The organism is Bacillus sp. 01N45, assembly GCF_056399205.1.
Map to the genome: position 1 here is coordinate 24,881 of NZ_JBFTQW010000019.1, position 13,799 is coordinate 38,679.

At 41.0% G+C, this 13,799-nt stretch carries 16 protein-coding genes; all 16 read left to right on the forward strand.

Annotated elements, in window-relative coordinates; genetic code table 11:
* Window positions 1-21: 21 nt before the first annotated feature.
* The 16 genes from rpoC to rpmC all read left to right on the forward strand — a co-directional run bounded on the left by rpoC (window position 22) and on the right by rpmC (window position 13,783).
* Window positions 22-3,633 (forward strand): DNA-directed RNA polymerase subunit beta', encoded by a 3,612-nt coding sequence (gene rpoC, locus AC1DMU_RS27490; RefSeq protein WP_000567950.1) that lies wholly within the window; start codon window positions 22-24, stop codon window positions 3,631-3,633.
* A 113-nt stretch (window positions 3,634-3,746) separates the two neighbouring features.
* Window positions 3,747-3,995, forward strand: coding sequence for a 50S ribosomal protein L7ae-like protein (locus tag AC1DMU_RS27495; protein ID WP_000121828.1), 249 nt, complete (start codon window positions 3,747-3,749; stop codon window positions 3,993-3,995).
* Between the two features lie 114 nt (window positions 3,996-4,109).
* Window positions 4,110-4,532 (forward strand): 30S ribosomal protein S12, encoded by a 423-nt coding sequence (gene rpsL / locus AC1DMU_RS27500; protein ID WP_001142341.1) that lies wholly within the window; start codon window positions 4,110-4,112, stop codon window positions 4,530-4,532.
* A 29-nt stretch (window positions 4,533-4,561) separates the two neighbouring features.
* Window positions 4,562-5,032: a 30S ribosomal protein S7 gene (rpsG, locus tag AC1DMU_RS27505; RefSeq protein WP_001137489.1), complete on the forward strand. Its 471-nt coding sequence runs from the start codon at window positions 4,562-4,564 to the stop codon at window positions 5,030-5,032.
* Window positions 5,033-5,240: 208 nt separating this feature from the next.
* Window positions 5,241-7,319, forward strand: a complete 2,079-nt coding sequence (gene fusA, locus AC1DMU_RS27510; protein WP_000196381.1) for an elongation factor G — start codon at window positions 5,241-5,243, stop codon at window positions 7,317-7,319.
* Window positions 7,320-7,436: 117 nt separating this feature from the next.
* Window positions 7,437-8,624 carry an elongation factor Tu gene (gene tuf, locus AC1DMU_RS27515; RefSeq protein WP_001029617.1) on the forward strand — a complete coding sequence of 396 codons (1,188 nt, stop codon included), beginning with the start codon at window positions 7,437-7,439 and terminating at the stop codon, window positions 8,622-8,624.
* A gap of 398 nt (window positions 8,625-9,022) precedes the next feature.
* Window positions 9,023-9,331, forward strand: coding sequence for a 30S ribosomal protein S10 (gene rpsJ / locus AC1DMU_RS27520; protein WP_001040595.1), 309 nt, complete (start codon window positions 9,023-9,025; stop codon window positions 9,329-9,331).
* Window positions 9,332-9,365: 34 nt separating this feature from the next.
* Window positions 9,366-9,998 carry a 50S ribosomal protein L3 gene (rplC, locus tag AC1DMU_RS27525; protein WP_000160209.1) on the forward strand — a complete coding sequence of 211 codons (633 nt, stop codon included), beginning with the start codon at window positions 9,366-9,368 and terminating at the stop codon, window positions 9,996-9,998.
* Between the two features lie 25 nt (window positions 9,999-10,023).
* Window positions 10,024-10,647, forward strand: coding sequence for a 50S ribosomal protein L4 (gene rplD / locus AC1DMU_RS27530; protein ID WP_001127258.1), 624 nt, complete (start codon window positions 10,024-10,026; stop codon window positions 10,645-10,647).
* Window positions 10,647-10,937 (forward strand): 50S ribosomal protein L23, encoded by a 291-nt coding sequence (gene rplW, locus AC1DMU_RS27535; RefSeq protein WP_001205558.1) that lies wholly within the window; start codon window positions 10,647-10,649, stop codon window positions 10,935-10,937. Before rplD ends, rplW begins: the two co-directional genes overlap by 1 nt.
* Before the next feature lie 28 nt (window positions 10,938-10,965).
* A complete protein-coding gene (gene rplB / locus AC1DMU_RS27540) occupies window positions 10,966-11,796 on the forward strand; it encodes a 50S ribosomal protein L2 (protein ID WP_000511583.1) in 831 nt (276 codons plus the stop codon).
* 60 nt (window positions 11,797-11,856) lie between these two features.
* Window positions 11,857-12,135 carry a 30S ribosomal protein S19 gene (gene rpsS, locus AC1DMU_RS27545; protein ID WP_000124454.1) on the forward strand — a complete coding sequence of 93 codons (279 nt, stop codon included), beginning with the start codon at window positions 11,857-11,859 and terminating at the stop codon, window positions 12,133-12,135.
* Window positions 12,136-12,152: 17 nt separating this feature from the next.
* Window positions 12,153-12,494: a 50S ribosomal protein L22 gene (rplV, locus tag AC1DMU_RS27550; RefSeq protein ID WP_001148024.1), complete on the forward strand. Its 342-nt coding sequence runs from the start codon at window positions 12,153-12,155 to the stop codon at window positions 12,492-12,494.
* Between the two features lie 3 nt (window positions 12,495-12,497).
* Entirely contained in the window at window positions 12,498-13,157 is a 660-nt protein-coding gene (gene rpsC / locus AC1DMU_RS27555; RefSeq protein WP_000529958.1) for a 30S ribosomal protein S3, read from the forward strand.
* Between the two features lies 1 nt (window position 13,158).
* Window positions 13,159-13,593: a 50S ribosomal protein L16 gene (gene rplP, locus AC1DMU_RS27560; protein ID WP_000928969.1), complete on the forward strand. Its 435-nt coding sequence runs from the start codon at window positions 13,159-13,161 to the stop codon at window positions 13,591-13,593.
* The gene (rpmC, locus tag AC1DMU_RS27565) at window positions 13,583-13,783 is read left to right on the forward strand and encodes a 50S ribosomal protein L29 (protein WP_000855718.1); all 201 of its coding nucleotides are present in this window, start codon (window positions 13,583-13,585) and stop codon (window positions 13,781-13,783) included. Before rplP ends, rpmC begins: the two co-directional genes overlap by 11 nt.
* Window positions 13,784-13,799 lie beyond the last annotated feature (16 nt).

Genomic DNA, 13,799 nt, shown 5'->3' on the forward strand with positions numbered 1-13,799 from the left:
ACTAAAAGGGAGGTAGGCCCCTTGATAGATGTAAATAACTTTGAATATATGAAGATTGGACTTGCTTCACCTGACAAGATTCGTTCTTGGTCATACGGTGAAGTTAAGAAACCAGAAACAATTAACTATCGTACGTTAAAGCCTGAAAAAGATGGCTTGTTCTGTGAGCGTATTTTCGGACCACAAAAGGACTGGGAATGTCATTGCGGAAAATACAAACGTGTACGTTATAAAGGTGTAGTTTGTGATCGATGTGGCGTTGAAGTAACGCGTGCAAAAGTTCGTCGTGAACGTATGGGTCATATCGAATTAGCTGCTCCTGTATCTCATATTTGGTATTTCAAAGGTATCCCGAGCCGCATGGGACTTGTCTTAGACATGTCCCCTCGCGCGCTTGAAGAAGTAATTTATTTCGCTTCTTATGTTGTAACAGAAAGTGGAGATACACCACTTGATAAGAAGCAATTACTTTCTGAAAAAGAATACCGTGCATATCGTGATCGATATGGTAGCACATTCCAAGCTGCTATGGGTGCGGAAGCGATTAAAAAGCTACTACAAGACATCGATTTAGATAAAGAAGTAGACTTCTTAAAAGAAGAATTAAAAACAGCGCAAGGACAACGCCGTACTCGTGCTATTAAACGTCTAGAAGTATTAGAAGCATTCCGTAACTCTGGAAATCACCCATCTTGGATGATCCTAGATGTTCTTCCAGTTATCCCGCCAGAACTACGCCCAATGGTACAGTTGGATGGTGGACGTTTTGCTACTTCTGACTTAAACGACTTATACCGTCGTGTAATTAACCGTAATAATCGTTTAAAACGTCTATTGGACTTAGGTGCACCAAGCATCATCGTTCAAAACGAAAAACGTATGTTACAAGAAGCTGTAGACGCATTAATCGATAATGGTCGCCGCGGCCGTCCAGTTACTGGACCAGGTAACCGTCCATTAAAATCACTATCTCACATGCTTAAAGGTAAACAAGGACGTTTCCGTCAAAACTTATTAGGTAAACGTGTTGACTACTCTGGCCGTTCTGTAATCGTTGTAGGACCGAACTTAAAGATGTACCAATGTGGATTACCGAAAGAAATGGCGCTTGAATTGTTTAAGCCTTTCGTTATGAAAGAGTTAGTTGGAAAAGGTTTAGCACACAACATTAAGAGTGCTAAACGTAAAATTGAGCGTGTACAACCTGAAGTTTGGGACGTTTTAGAATCTGTGATCAAAGAGCATCCAGTACTTCTAAACCGCGCACCAACACTTCACCGTCTTGGTATCCAGGCGTTTGAACCTACATTAGTAGAAGGTCGCGCAATTCGTCTTCACCCACTTGTATGTACTGCATACAACGCGGACTTTGACGGTGACCAAATGGCAGTTCACGTACCGTTATCATCAGAGGCACAAGCAGAAGCTCGTATTCTTATGTTAGCGGCACAAAACATCTTGAATCCAAAAGACGGAAAACCAGTTGTTACTCCATCTCAGGATATGGTATTAGGTAACTACTACTTAACACTTGAGCGTGAAGGCGCAATCGGTGAAGGTATGGTCTTCAAAGATGCAAACGAAGCAATACTTGCATACCAAAATGGATATGTACATCTGCACACACGTGTTGCAGTTGCTGCAAGTTCGGTAAATAATGTAACGTTTACTGAAGAGCAAAAGAGTAAGCTTCTATTAACAACAGTTGGTAAATTAATATTTAACGAAATCTTACCAGAGTCGTTCCCTTATATTAATGAACCAACAAACTCAAACCTTGAAAAAGAAACACCAGCGGAATATTTCGTTGAAAAAGGTGCGAACATTAAAGAAATTATTGCTAGTCGCGAAGAAGTGGCGCCATTTAGCAAGAAGATTCTTGGTAACATCATTGCGGAAGTATTCAAACGTTTCCAAATTACGGAAACATCTCGCATGCTTGACCGTATGAAAAACTTAGGATTTAAGTACTCTACAAAAGCTGGTATTACAGTTGGGGTATCTGACATTCTTGTATTAGGCGAAAAAGATGAAATTCTCCATGAAGCACAAGCAAAAGTAGATAATGTAATTAAACAATTCCGTCGCGGTTTAATCACGGAAGAAGAACGTTACGATCGCGTTATCTCTATTTGGAGTAATGCAAAAGATGTTATCCAAGGAAAACTGATGAAATCCTTGAATAAACGCAACCCAATCTTCATGATGAGTGATTCAGGTGCCCGTGGTAACGCATCGAACTTTACTCAGCTTGCTGGTATGCGTGGTCTGATGGCCAATCCATCTGGTCGTATTATCGAACTTCCAATTAAATCAAGTTTCCGTGAAGGTTTAACAGTACTTGAGTACTTCATCTCTACGCATGGTGCGCGTAAAGGTCTTGCCGATACAGCACTTAAAACTGCCGATTCTGGTTACTTAACACGTCGTCTTGTAGACGTTGCACAAGATGTAATTGTCCGTGAAGATGATTGTGGAACAGATCGTGGTCTATTAATTGGTGCGATTAAAGAGGGTAATGAAGTAATTGAGTCATTATATGATCGTCTTGTTGGACGTTTTGCAAGAAAAACTGTAAAACATCCTGAAACAGGTGAAGTATTAGTTAGTGAAAACCAACTAATTACTGAAGATATCGCGCATATCGTTGAAAATTCGGGTGTTGAAACTGTAAACATTCGTTCAGCGTTCACGTGTAACACTCGCCACGGTGTATGTAAGAAGTGTTACGGTCGAAACTTAGCAACTGGTACAGACGTAGAAGTAGGAGAAGCGGTAGGTATTATCGCAGCTCAATCTATCGGTGAGCCAGGTACACAGTTAACGATGCGTACGTTCCATACAGGTGGGGTTGCCGGAGATGATATCACTCAAGGTTTACCTCGTATCCAAGAGATCTTCGAAGCTCGTAACCCGAAAGGTCAGGCAGTTATCAGTGAAATTGATGGTGTTATCGCAGCGATTAACGATGTTAAAGATCGCCAAGAAGTAGTTGTACAGGGTGAAGTTGAAGCTCGTACGTATGCTATTCCTTACGGTGCACGTCTGAAAGTAACTCTAGGACAGCCAATTAGCCACGGTAAAGAGTTAACAGAAGGTTCTATTGATCCGAAAGAATTACTAAAAGTAACGGACATTACGGCGGTTCAAGAATACTTACTACGTGAAGTTCAAAAAGTATACCGTATGCAAGGGGTAGAAATTGGTGACAAACACGTAGAAGTAATGGTACGTCAAATGTTACGTAAAGTTCGTGTAAGTGATGCGGGTGAAACAGATGTATTACCAGGAACACTACTAGATATCCATCAGTTTACTGATGCGAATGCGAAGGTGTTACTGAAAGGTAAACAACCAGCAACGGCTAGACCTGTTCTACTTGGTATTACAAAAGCTTCACTTGAAACTGATTCATTCTTATCTGCAGCATCGTTCCAAGAAACGACACGTGTCTTAACTGATGCAGCGATTAAGGGTAAACGCGATGAGCTTCTAGGATTGAAAGAAAATGTTATTATCGGTAAACTTGTTCCTGCTGGAACAGGTATGAATCGTTATCGCAAAGTGGATCTTGTAAAAACAACACAAGGTGACATGAATGTAGAAAACGATGAAGTTTATGTGGAACAGTAAAATTTTCCGTCGTAAATTTTGTATAAAAACAGTTAATCCTAGTTGACATTGTATGAGTCAAAATGTTACTATAATCAAGGTTGCTCCTGAACGATGCTTTGGAGGATATTTATATGTCTTATCAAAAAGTGTCAAATGCTGAAAATGTAGTCGTTGGTCATAAACGCACATTGGAGGCAATCAAAAATGGTATAGTTAAAGAAGTTGTTATTGCGGAAGATGCTGATATGCGGTTAACCCATATGATCATTCGTACCGCCTTGCAACATAACATACCCATAACCAAAGTTGAATCAGTTCGTAAGCTTGGAAAAGTTTCGGGGATTCAAGTGGGAGCTTCAGCAATAGGAATAATAAGTTAAAACTGTTTTTGTGAGGAGAGAGCATTTGCTCTTCCTTGCAAAAACTTTGTTTTCAACTAATAATGAACCACCTGGATATGTGGTCATACAAACATGCGAAGGGAGGATAATCAAATGCCTACTATTAACCAATTAGTGAGAAATGGTCGTACTGATAAAGTATGGAAATCTAAATCACCTGCGTTAAACAAAGGGTTCAACTCTTTAAAGAAAAAATCAACTGATATCTCTGCACCTCAAAAACGTGGTGTATGTACTCGTGTTGGTACAATGACTCCAAAGAAACCTAACTCAGCGTTACGTAAATACGCTCGTGTACGTTTAACAAACGGTATCGAGGTTACAGCTTACATCCCAGGTATCGGTCATAACCTACAAGAGCATAGCGTAGTATTAATTCGCGGTGGTCGAGTAAAGGATTTACCAGGGGTACGTTACCACATCGTTCGTGGTGCGCTTGATACAGCTGGTGTTGACAAACGTATGCAAGGACGTTCTAAATATGGTACTAAGCGACCAAAACCTGCTAAAAAATAATAAACTTATAATGAAAGGAGGAACTCAATATGCCTCGTAAAGGACCTGTTGCGAAACGTGACGTGTTACCAGATCCAATGTACAAGTCTAAGCTAGTAACACGCCTTATCAACAAAATGATGGTTGACGGTAAAAAAGGTAAATCTCAAACAATTCTTTATAACGCTTTCGATATCGTTCGTGAACGTTCAGATAAAGACCCTATGGAAGTATTCGAGCAAGCTCTTAAGAACATCATGCCTGTTCTTGAAGTACGTGCTCGTCGTGTTGGTGGTGCTAACTACCAAGTTCCAGTTGAGGTTCGTCCAGAACGCCGTACAACTTTAGGTCTTCGCTGGTTAGTAAACTATGCTCGTCTTCGTGGTGAAAAAACTATGGAAGAGCGTCTAGCTTACGAAATCTTAGATGCAGCTAACAATGCTGGTGCATCTGTTAAGAAACGTGAAGACACTCATAAAATGGCAGAAGCTAACAAAGCATTTGCTCATTACCGTTGGTAGGATTCAACGTAAAATAAATGTAAGCATAAACCGCTTTATTTGTCGCTTATGGAAGTGTGGAGAGGGAGAATGCCTCTCCCTTTCGTTGGGCGCTCGTTTTACATAATGAGGGTACTGGACATACTGACATGTGTAACAATATAAAGTGGCTTTTTTGCTACTTAAAATAAAAAAATCCAATCCATATATGGAAGGAGCAAGACACCAAATGACAAGAGAGTTCTCTTTAGAAAACACTCGTAATATTGGTATCATGGCTCACATCGATGCTGGTAAAACAACAGCAACTGAGCGTATTCTGTATTATACAGGACGTATTCATAAAATCGGTGAAACTCATGAAGGTGCATCTCAGATGGACTGGATGGAGCAAGAGCAAGAGCGTGGTATCACAATTACTTCTGCTGCAACTACAGCTCAATGGAAAGGTCACCGTGTAAACATCATTGACACTCCAGGACACGTAGACTTCACAGTAGAAGTAGAACGTTCTTTACGCGTACTTGATGGTGCGGTAGCAGTACTTGATGCACAATCTGGTGTAGAACCACAAACAGAAACTGTTTGGCGTCAGGCTACTACTTACGGTGTACCTCGTATCGTATTCGTTAACAAAATGGATAAGATTGGTGCGGATTTCTTATACTCTGTAGGAACAATCCACGATCGTTTACAAGCAAACGCACACCCAATTCAGTTACCAATTGGTGCTGAAGATGAGTTCAATGGTATCATTGACCTTGTTGAGGAATGTGCTTACATGTACGGTAACGATTTAGGAACAGACATCGAGCGTGTTGAAATTCCTGAAGAGCATAAAGAATTAGCTGCAGAATACCGTGGAAAACTTATCGAAGCGGTAGCTGAGCTTGATGAAGAAATGATGATGAAGTACCTAGAAGGTGAAGAAATCACTGTAGAAGAGCTTAAAGCTGGTATCCGTAAGGCTACAACTTCTGTAGAATTCTTCCCAGTAATCTGTGGTTCTGCATTCAAAAATAAAGGTGTTCAAATTCTGTTAGACGCAGTTATCGACTACCTACCATCTCCATTAGACGTACCAGCTATTAAAGGTACTCTTCCGGATACAGATGAAGAAATCGAACGTAAGTCTAGCGATGAAGAACCATTCGCAGCTTTAGCATTCAAAATCATGACTGACCCTTATGTTGGTAAGTTAACGTTCTTCCGTGTGTATTCTGGTGTGTTAAACTCTGGATCATACGTGAAAAACTCAACTAAAGGTAAGCGTGAGCGTGTAGGTCGTATCCTACAAATGCACGCTAACAGCCGTGAAGAGATTTCAACAGTTTACGCTGGTGATATCGCTGCTGCTGTAGGTTTAAAAGATACTACTACTGGTGATACTCTTTGTGATGAGAAGAGTCTTGTTATCCTTGAGTCTATGGAATTCCCAGAGCCAGTTATCTCTGTAGCTATCGAACCAAAATCTAAAGCTGACCAAGATAAAATGGGTACAGCATTATCTAAGCTTTCTGAAGAAGATCCAACATTCCGTGCTCACACTGACCAAGAAACTGGCCAAACAATCATCGCTGGTATGGGTGAACTTCACCTTGATATCATCGTTGACCGTATGCGCCGTGAATTCAAAGTGGAAGCAAACGTTGGTGCTCCTCAGGTAGCATACCGTGAGACTTTCCGCGCTGCTGCGAAAGTTGAAGGTAAGTTCGCTCGTCAATCTGGTGGTCGTGGACAATTCGGTCACGTTTGGATTGAGTTTGAACCTAATGAAGAAGGTAAAGGTTTTGAATTCCAAAACAAAATCGTCGGTGGTGTAGTTCCACGTGAATACATCCCAGCTGTTGGAGCGGGTCTTGAAGACTCACTTAAAAATGGTGTACTAGCTGGTTATCCACTAGTTGACATCAAAGCTGCGTTAGTTGACGGATCTTACCATGATGTCGATTCATCTGAGATGGCGTTCAAAATCGCTGCATCTATGGCACTTAAAGCTGCAGTTTCTAAATGTAGCCCAGTAATTCTTGAGCCAATGATGAAAGTTGAAGTTGTAATTCCTGAAGAGTACATGGGTGACATTATGGGCGACGTAACATCTCGTCGTGGACGTGTAGAAGGTATGGAAGCTCGCGGTAACGCACAAGTTGTTCGTGCTATGGTTCCACTTTCTGAAATGTTCGGTTATGCAACGGCATTACGTTCTAACACTCAAGGACGCGGAACATTCTCAATGACATTTGATCATTATGAAGAAGTACCGAAGTCTGTTTCTGAAGAAATTATTAAAAAAAATAAAGGTGAATAATTGATTTTTATCGATTGTTCAAGTATAACTACTTATGTAAGCTTAGAAAGTGGGACGTAAGTTTCACTTTCTAGTCTAAATATAAAATAACCTATATAAACTAAGGAGGAATTTAGAATGGCTAAAGCTAAATTCGAACGTTCTAAACCCCATGTTAACATCGGTACAATCGGCCACGTTGACCATGGTAAAACTACATTAACTGCTGCGATCACTACAGTTCTTGCAAAAGCTGGTGGTGCTGAAGCACGCGGATACGATCAAATCGACGCTGCTCCAGAAGAAAGAGAGCGCGGAATCACAATCTCAACTGCACACGTTGAGTACGAAACTGAAACTCGTCACTATGCACACGTTGACTGCCCAGGTCACGCTGACTATGTTAAAAACATGATCACTGGTGCTGCTCAAATGGACGGCGGTATCTTAGTAGTATCTGCTGCTGATGGCCCAATGCCTCAAACACGTGAGCACATCCTTCTTTCTCGTCAAGTAGGTGTTCCTTACATCGTTGTATTCTTAAACAAATGCGACATGGTAGACGACGAAGAATTATTAGAATTAGTAGAAATGGAAGTTCGCGACCTATTATCTGAATACGGATTCCCAGGCGACGATATTCCTGTAATCAAAGGTTCTGCTCTTAAAGCTCTTCAAGGAGAAGCTGATTGGGAAGCAAAAATCATTGAATTAATGACTGAAGTTGATGCTTACATCCCAACTCCAGAACGTGAAACTGACAAACCATTCTTAATGCCTATCGAGGATGTATTCTCTATCACAGGTCGTGGTACAGTTGCAACTGGTCGTGTAGAGCGCGGAATCGTTAAAGTTGGTGACGTAGTAGAAATCATCGGTCTTGCTGAAGAAAATGCTTCTACAACTGTAACTGGTGTAGAGATGTTCCGTAAACTTCTTGACCAAGCTCAAGCTGGAGACAACATCGGTGCTTTACTTCGTGGGGTTGCTCGTGAAGACATCCAACGTGGACAAGTTCTTGCTAAAACTGGCTCTGTAAAAGCTCACGCTAAATTCAAAGCTGAAGTTTTCGTATTATCTAAAGAAGAAGGTGGACGTCACACTCCATTCTTCGCTAACTACCGTCCTCAGTTCTACTTCCGTACAACTGACGTAACTGGTATCATCCAATTACCAGAAGGTACTGAAATGGTAATGCCTGGTGACAACATCGAAATGACTATCGAACTTATCGCTCCAATCGCTATCGAAGAGGGAACTAAATTCTCTATTCGTGAAGGTGGACGTACAGTAGGTTACGGTGTAGTTGCTACTATCGTTGAGTAATCTTAACTGATATAAAAAAACCAAGGGATTTTCCCTTGGTTTTTTTGTTTGTATTTATATAAGGAATGAAATGATTTTTTTATGTTTTGACGAGTTTCTTCTATAGTAATACAAAATCAATAAACTAAAATCCAGAAACTGTAAAACAGATTCTGTGAGATGAAAACTTGAAATTCTTTAAAGTGCCATGTATAATAGCAAAAGTAGAGAAAAGCAGATGCAAACAAAAAGATGCTTGCATCTAGACGAATAACATTGTATAATAGACAATGTTGGTCTTTGACTGCGATGAAGTGGAAGGTTGCTGACACACCCGGCCGCTTTGCCATGGCATGGTGTGGGGAAATTTCCATGGAGAAGGTCTATTTTAGAAATAGGCGAACGAAGGAGGGAAAATAATGGCAAAAGAAAAAATTCGTATCCGTTTAAAAGCTTATGATCACCGTATTCTTGATCAATCAGCTGAGAAAATTGTAGAAACAGCTAAGCGTTCTGGGGCAACAGTTTCTGGTCCGATCCCATTACCAACTGAGAAGACTATTTACACAATTCTTCGTGCTGTTCATAAGTACAAAGATTCTCGTGAGCAATTCGAAATGCGCACACACAAACGTTTAATCGATATCGTGAGTCCTACTCCACAAACAGTAGATTCATTAATGCGTTTAGACTTACCGTCTGGTGTAGATATCGAAATCAAACTATAATTCATATAACTTAAAAATGTAGGAGGTGTAACTCATGACCAAAGGAATCTTAGGAAGAAAGATCGGTATGACTCAAGTATTTGCTGAGAACGGTGAGTTAATCCCAGTAACAGTTATCGCTGCTAATCCAAACGTTGTTCTTCAAAAGAAAACAACTGAAACTGATGGCTACAATGCAATCCAGTTAGGATTTGAAGATAAACGTGAAAAGTTAACTAACAAACCTGAACAAGGCCACACTGCTAAAGCATCTACAACTCCTAAGCGCTTCATTCGCGAAATCCGCGATGCAGACGTGGACGGATTAGAGGTTGGTCAAGAGGTAAAAGTTGAAGTTTTCGCTGCAGGTGAAATCGTTGACGTAACAGGAATTTCTAAAGGTAAAGGTTTCCAAGGTGTTATCAAACGCCACGGACAATCTCGCGGACCTATGTCTCATGGTTCTCGCTATCACCGTCGTCCAGGTTCAATGGGCCCAGTTGCTCCGAACCGTGTATTCAAAGGCAAAAAACTTGCTGGACGTATGGGTGGAGACCAAGTTACTATCCAAAACTTAGAAATCGTTCAAGTTGACACTGAGCGCAACTTATTACTAGTAAAAGGTAACGTTCCAGGTGCTAAGAAATCTCTTGTAGTTGTTCAAGGCGCTGTGAAGGTTAGCAAATAATTCACAATAGGAAGGAGGAATTCCAATGCCAAAAGTTACTGTATATAACCAAACTGGTTCACAGGTTGGTGAAATCGAATTAGCTGAAGCTATTTTCGGTATCGAACCAAATGAAGCTGTACTTTTCGAAGCTGTAATGATGCAACGTGCATCTTTACGTCAAGGTACACACAAAGTAAAAACTCGTTCTGAAGTTCGTGGTGGTGGTCGTAAACCATGGCGTCAAAAAGGAACTGGACGTGCTCGTCAAGGGTCTATCCGCTCTCCTCAATGGCGTGGTGGTGGTACGGTATTCGGACCTACACCAAGAAGCTATGCGTACAAACTTCCTAAGAAGGTTCGTCGTTTAGCAATCAAATCTGCATTAGCTACTAAAGTAGTTGAGAACAACATTGTAGTTCTTGAAGACCTAGTGTTAAATGCACCAAAAACAAAAGACATGCTAGCAGTACTTAAAGGATTAACTGTTGAGAAGAAAGCTCTTATCGTAACTGCTGATGCAAACGAATCTGTAGAGTTATCTGCTCGCAATATCCCTGGAGTAACAGTAATCACTGCTGATGGCGTAAACGTTTTAGACGTGCTTCATCATGATAAGCTAATCATGACAAAAGCGGCAGTGGAAAAAGTAGAGGAGGTGCTTGCATAATGAGAGATCCTCGTGATATCATTAAGCGCCCAGTTATCACTGAACGTTCTATGGAAATGATGGCTGAAAAAAAATACACGTTCGATGTGGACGTTAAATCTAATAAAACAGAAGTTAAAGATGCTCTTGAAGCGATCTTTGGTGTTAAAGTAGAAAAAGTGAACATCATGAACTACAAGCCGAAAGCAAAACGCGTTGGTCGTCACGCTGGTTTTACTAGCCGTCGTCGTAAAGCAATCGTTAAGCTAACTGCTGACAGCAAAGAAATCGAAATCTTCCAAGGTGTTTAATTCTTACTAAAGAAGGAGGGAAATTGAGATGGGAATTAAAAAGTATAATCCAACTACTAACGGTCGTCGTAATATGACTACGAATGATTTCGCTGAAATCACGACTGACAGACCAGAAAAGTCATTACTTGCTCCTTTAAGCAAGAAGGCTGGTCGTAATAACCAAGGTAAAATTACTGTACGTCATCAAGGTGGCGGACATAAGCGTCAATACCGTATCATCGACTTTAAGCGTAACAAAGATGGAATTCCAGGACGCGTTGCTACGATCGAATACGATCCAAACCGCTCTGCGAATATCGCATTAATTAACTACGTTGACGGTGAAAAACGTTACATTCTTGCTCCTAAATCTTTAGAAGTAGGTATGGAAGTTATGTCTGGCCCAGAAGCTGACATCAAAATCGGTAACGCATTACCATTAATCAACATTCCAGTAGGTACTGTTGTTCATAATATCGAGCTTAAGCCTGGTCGTGGCGGACAATTAGTTCGTTCTGCTGGTACTTCTGCTCAAGTACTTGGTAAAGAAGGTAAATACGTACTTGTACGTTTAACTTCTGGTGAAGTACGTCTTGTATTATCTGCTTGTCGCGCTTCAATCGGTCAAGTAGGTAACGAACAGCATGAACTTATCAAAATCGGTAAAGCAGGTCGCTCTCGCTGGTTAGGTAAACGCCCAACAGTTCGTGGTTCTGTAATGAACCCGGTTGATCACCCACACGGTGGTGGTGAAGGACGTTCTCCAATCGGACGTAAGTCTCCAATGTCTCCATGGGGTAAACCAACTCTTGGATTCAAGACTCGTAAGAAAAACAAAGCGTCTGACAAATTCATCGTTCGTCGTCGTAAAAAATAATGGGATTGTAGTACGGTTCATTTCTAGAACCGTACGCCAATCACGAAGGGAGGCACCAAAATGGCTCGTAGCTTAAAAAAAGGACCATTTGTCGATGATCACTTAATGAGCAAAATGGAAAAATTAGTTGCATCTGAGCAAAAACAAGTTGTTAAAACTTGGTCTCGCCGTTCAACAATCTTCCCTCAGTTCATCGGACACACAATCGCTGTATATGATGGTCGTAAACACGTACCTGTGTACATCACTGAGGATATGGTTGGCCATAAGTTAGGTGAATTCGCACCAACTCGTACGTATAAAGGTCACCTTGCTGACGATAAGAAAACTAGAAGATAATGAGAGGAGGCACTTCAATGCAAGCTAAAGCAGTAGCGAGAACAGTTCGTATTGCTCCTCGTAAAGTTCGTTTAGTAGTAGACTTAATCCGAGGTAAGCAAGTGGGTGAAGCGATTGCTATCCTTAACCACACACCAAAAACTGCTTCTCCAGTTGTAGAGAAAGTTTTAAAATCTGCAATCGCAAATGCAGAGCACAATTATGAGATGGATATTAACAACCTAGTTGTTGAAAAAGTTTTCGTTGACGAAGGTCCAACGTTGAAACGTTTCCGTCCACGTGCAATGGGTCGTGCAAGCCAAATTAACAAACGCACAAGCCACATTACAGTTGTGGTATCAGAAAAGAAGGAGGGATAATCGATGGGTCAAAAGGTTAATCCAATTGGTCTTCGTGTCGGCGTTATCCGTGACTGGGAATCTCGTTGGTTCGCAGAGAAAGATTATGCTACATTACTACATGAAGACATCAAAATCCGTGAGTACATTACTGTACGCTTAAAAGATTCTGCTGTTGCTAAAGTAGAAATCGAACGTGCAGCAAATCGTGTAAATGTTACAATTCACACTGCAAAACCTGGTATGGTAATTGGTAAAGGTGGTACTGAAGTTGAAGCACTTCGTAAAGCTCTTAACCAATTAACAGGCAAGCGTGTACACATCAACATTTTAGAAGTTAAGAGAGCTGATCTTAACGCTAAATTAGTAGGCGAAAACATCGCTCGTCAATTAGAAAACCGTGTATCATTCCGTCGTGCACAAAAGCAAGTTATTCAACGTGCTATGCGTGCAGGTGCTAAAGGTATTAAAACACAGGTTTCTGGTCGTCTTGGCGGAGCTGATATCGCTCGTGCAGAATCTTACAGTGAAGGAACTGTTCCACTTCATACACTTCGCGCTGATATTGACTATGCAGCAGTTGAAGCTGATACAACATACGGTAAATTAGGCGTAAAAGTATGGATCTACCGTGGAGAAGTCCTTCCTACAAAAAAGAAAGCTTCTGAGGAAGGAGGAAAATAATATGTTAATGCCAAAACGCGTAAAATATCGTAGAGAGCATCGTGGTAAAATGCGTGGTCGTGCAAAAGGTGGAACTGAAATTGCTTTCGGTGAATTCGGTTTACAAGCACAAGCTGCTTCATGGATTACAAACCGTCAAATCGAAGCTGCTCGTCGTGCAATGACTCGTTACATGAAACGTGGCGGTAAAGTATGGATTAAAATTTTCCCTTCTAAACCTTACACTGCAAAACCTCTAGAAGTACGTATGGGTTCCGGTAAAGGGGCACCAGAAGGCTGGGTAGCAGTAGTAAAACCTGGGAAAATTATGTTCGAAATCGCGGGTGTATCTGAAGAGGTAGCACGCGAAGCATTACGTCTTGCAGCTCACAAGTTACCTGTGAAATGTAAATTCGTAAAACGTGAAGAAAATGGTGGTGAATCTAATGAAAACTAATGATATTCGTGAATTAACCACTGCCGAAATCGAAACAAAAGTTAAAGCTTTAAAGGAAGAATTGTTCAATCTTCGCTTCCAACTTGCTACAGGACAATTAGAGAATCCAACTCGCATTCGTGAAGTGCGTAAAGCAATTGCTCGTATGAAAACTGTAGTTCGTGAAAGAGAGATCGGAATTAATCGATAAATTGAGGGGAGGTTTG

Excerpts from the sequence above, each read along its gene's own strand:
- rpsL (WP_001142341.1), top strand. The coding sequence starts at position 4,110 with ATGCCTACTATTAACCAATTAGTGAGAAATGGTCGTACTGATAAAGTA.
- rpmC (WP_000855718.1), top strand. The coding sequence starts at position 13,583 with ATGAAAACTAATGATATTCGTGAATTAACCACTGCCGAAATCGAAACA.
- rplW (WP_001205558.1), top strand. The coding sequence starts at position 10,647 with ATGAGAGATCCTCGTGATATCATTAAGCGCCCAGTTATCACTGAACGT.
- rpsC (WP_000529958.1), top strand. The coding sequence starts at position 12,498 with ATGGGTCAAAAGGTTAATCCAATTGGTCTTCGTGTCGGCGTTATCCGT.
- rplP (WP_000928969.1), top strand. The coding sequence starts at position 13,159 with ATGTTAATGCCAAAACGCGTAAAATATCGTAGAGAGCATCGTGGTAAA.
- rplD (WP_001127258.1), top strand. The coding sequence starts at position 10,024 with ATGCCAAAAGTTACTGTATATAACCAAACTGGTTCACAGGTTGGTGAA.
- rpsJ (WP_001040595.1), top strand. The coding sequence starts at position 9,023 with ATGGCAAAAGAAAAAATTCGTATCCGTTTAAAAGCTTATGATCACCGT.
- tuf (WP_001029617.1), top strand. The coding sequence starts at position 7,437 with ATGGCTAAAGCTAAATTCGAACGTTCTAAACCCCATGTTAACATCGGT.
- rplC (WP_000160209.1), top strand. The coding sequence starts at position 9,366 with ATGACCAAAGGAATCTTAGGAAGAAAGATCGGTATGACTCAAGTATTT.
- rplB (WP_000511583.1), top strand. The coding sequence starts at position 10,966 with ATGGGAATTAAAAAGTATAATCCAACTACTAACGGTCGTCGTAATATG.
- rpsG (WP_001137489.1), top strand. The coding sequence starts at position 4,562 with ATGCCTCGTAAAGGACCTGTTGCGAAACGTGACGTGTTACCAGATCCA.
- AC1DMU_RS27495 (WP_000121828.1), top strand. The coding sequence starts at position 3,747 with ATGTCTTATCAAAAAGTGTCAAATGCTGAAAATGTAGTCGTTGGTCAT.
- fusA (WP_000196381.1), top strand. The coding sequence starts at position 5,241 with ATGACAAGAGAGTTCTCTTTAGAAAACACTCGTAATATTGGTATCATG.
- rplV (WP_001148024.1), top strand. The coding sequence starts at position 12,153 with ATGCAAGCTAAAGCAGTAGCGAGAACAGTTCGTATTGCTCCTCGTAAA.
- rpsS (WP_000124454.1), top strand. The coding sequence starts at position 11,857 with ATGGCTCGTAGCTTAAAAAAAGGACCATTTGTCGATGATCACTTAATG.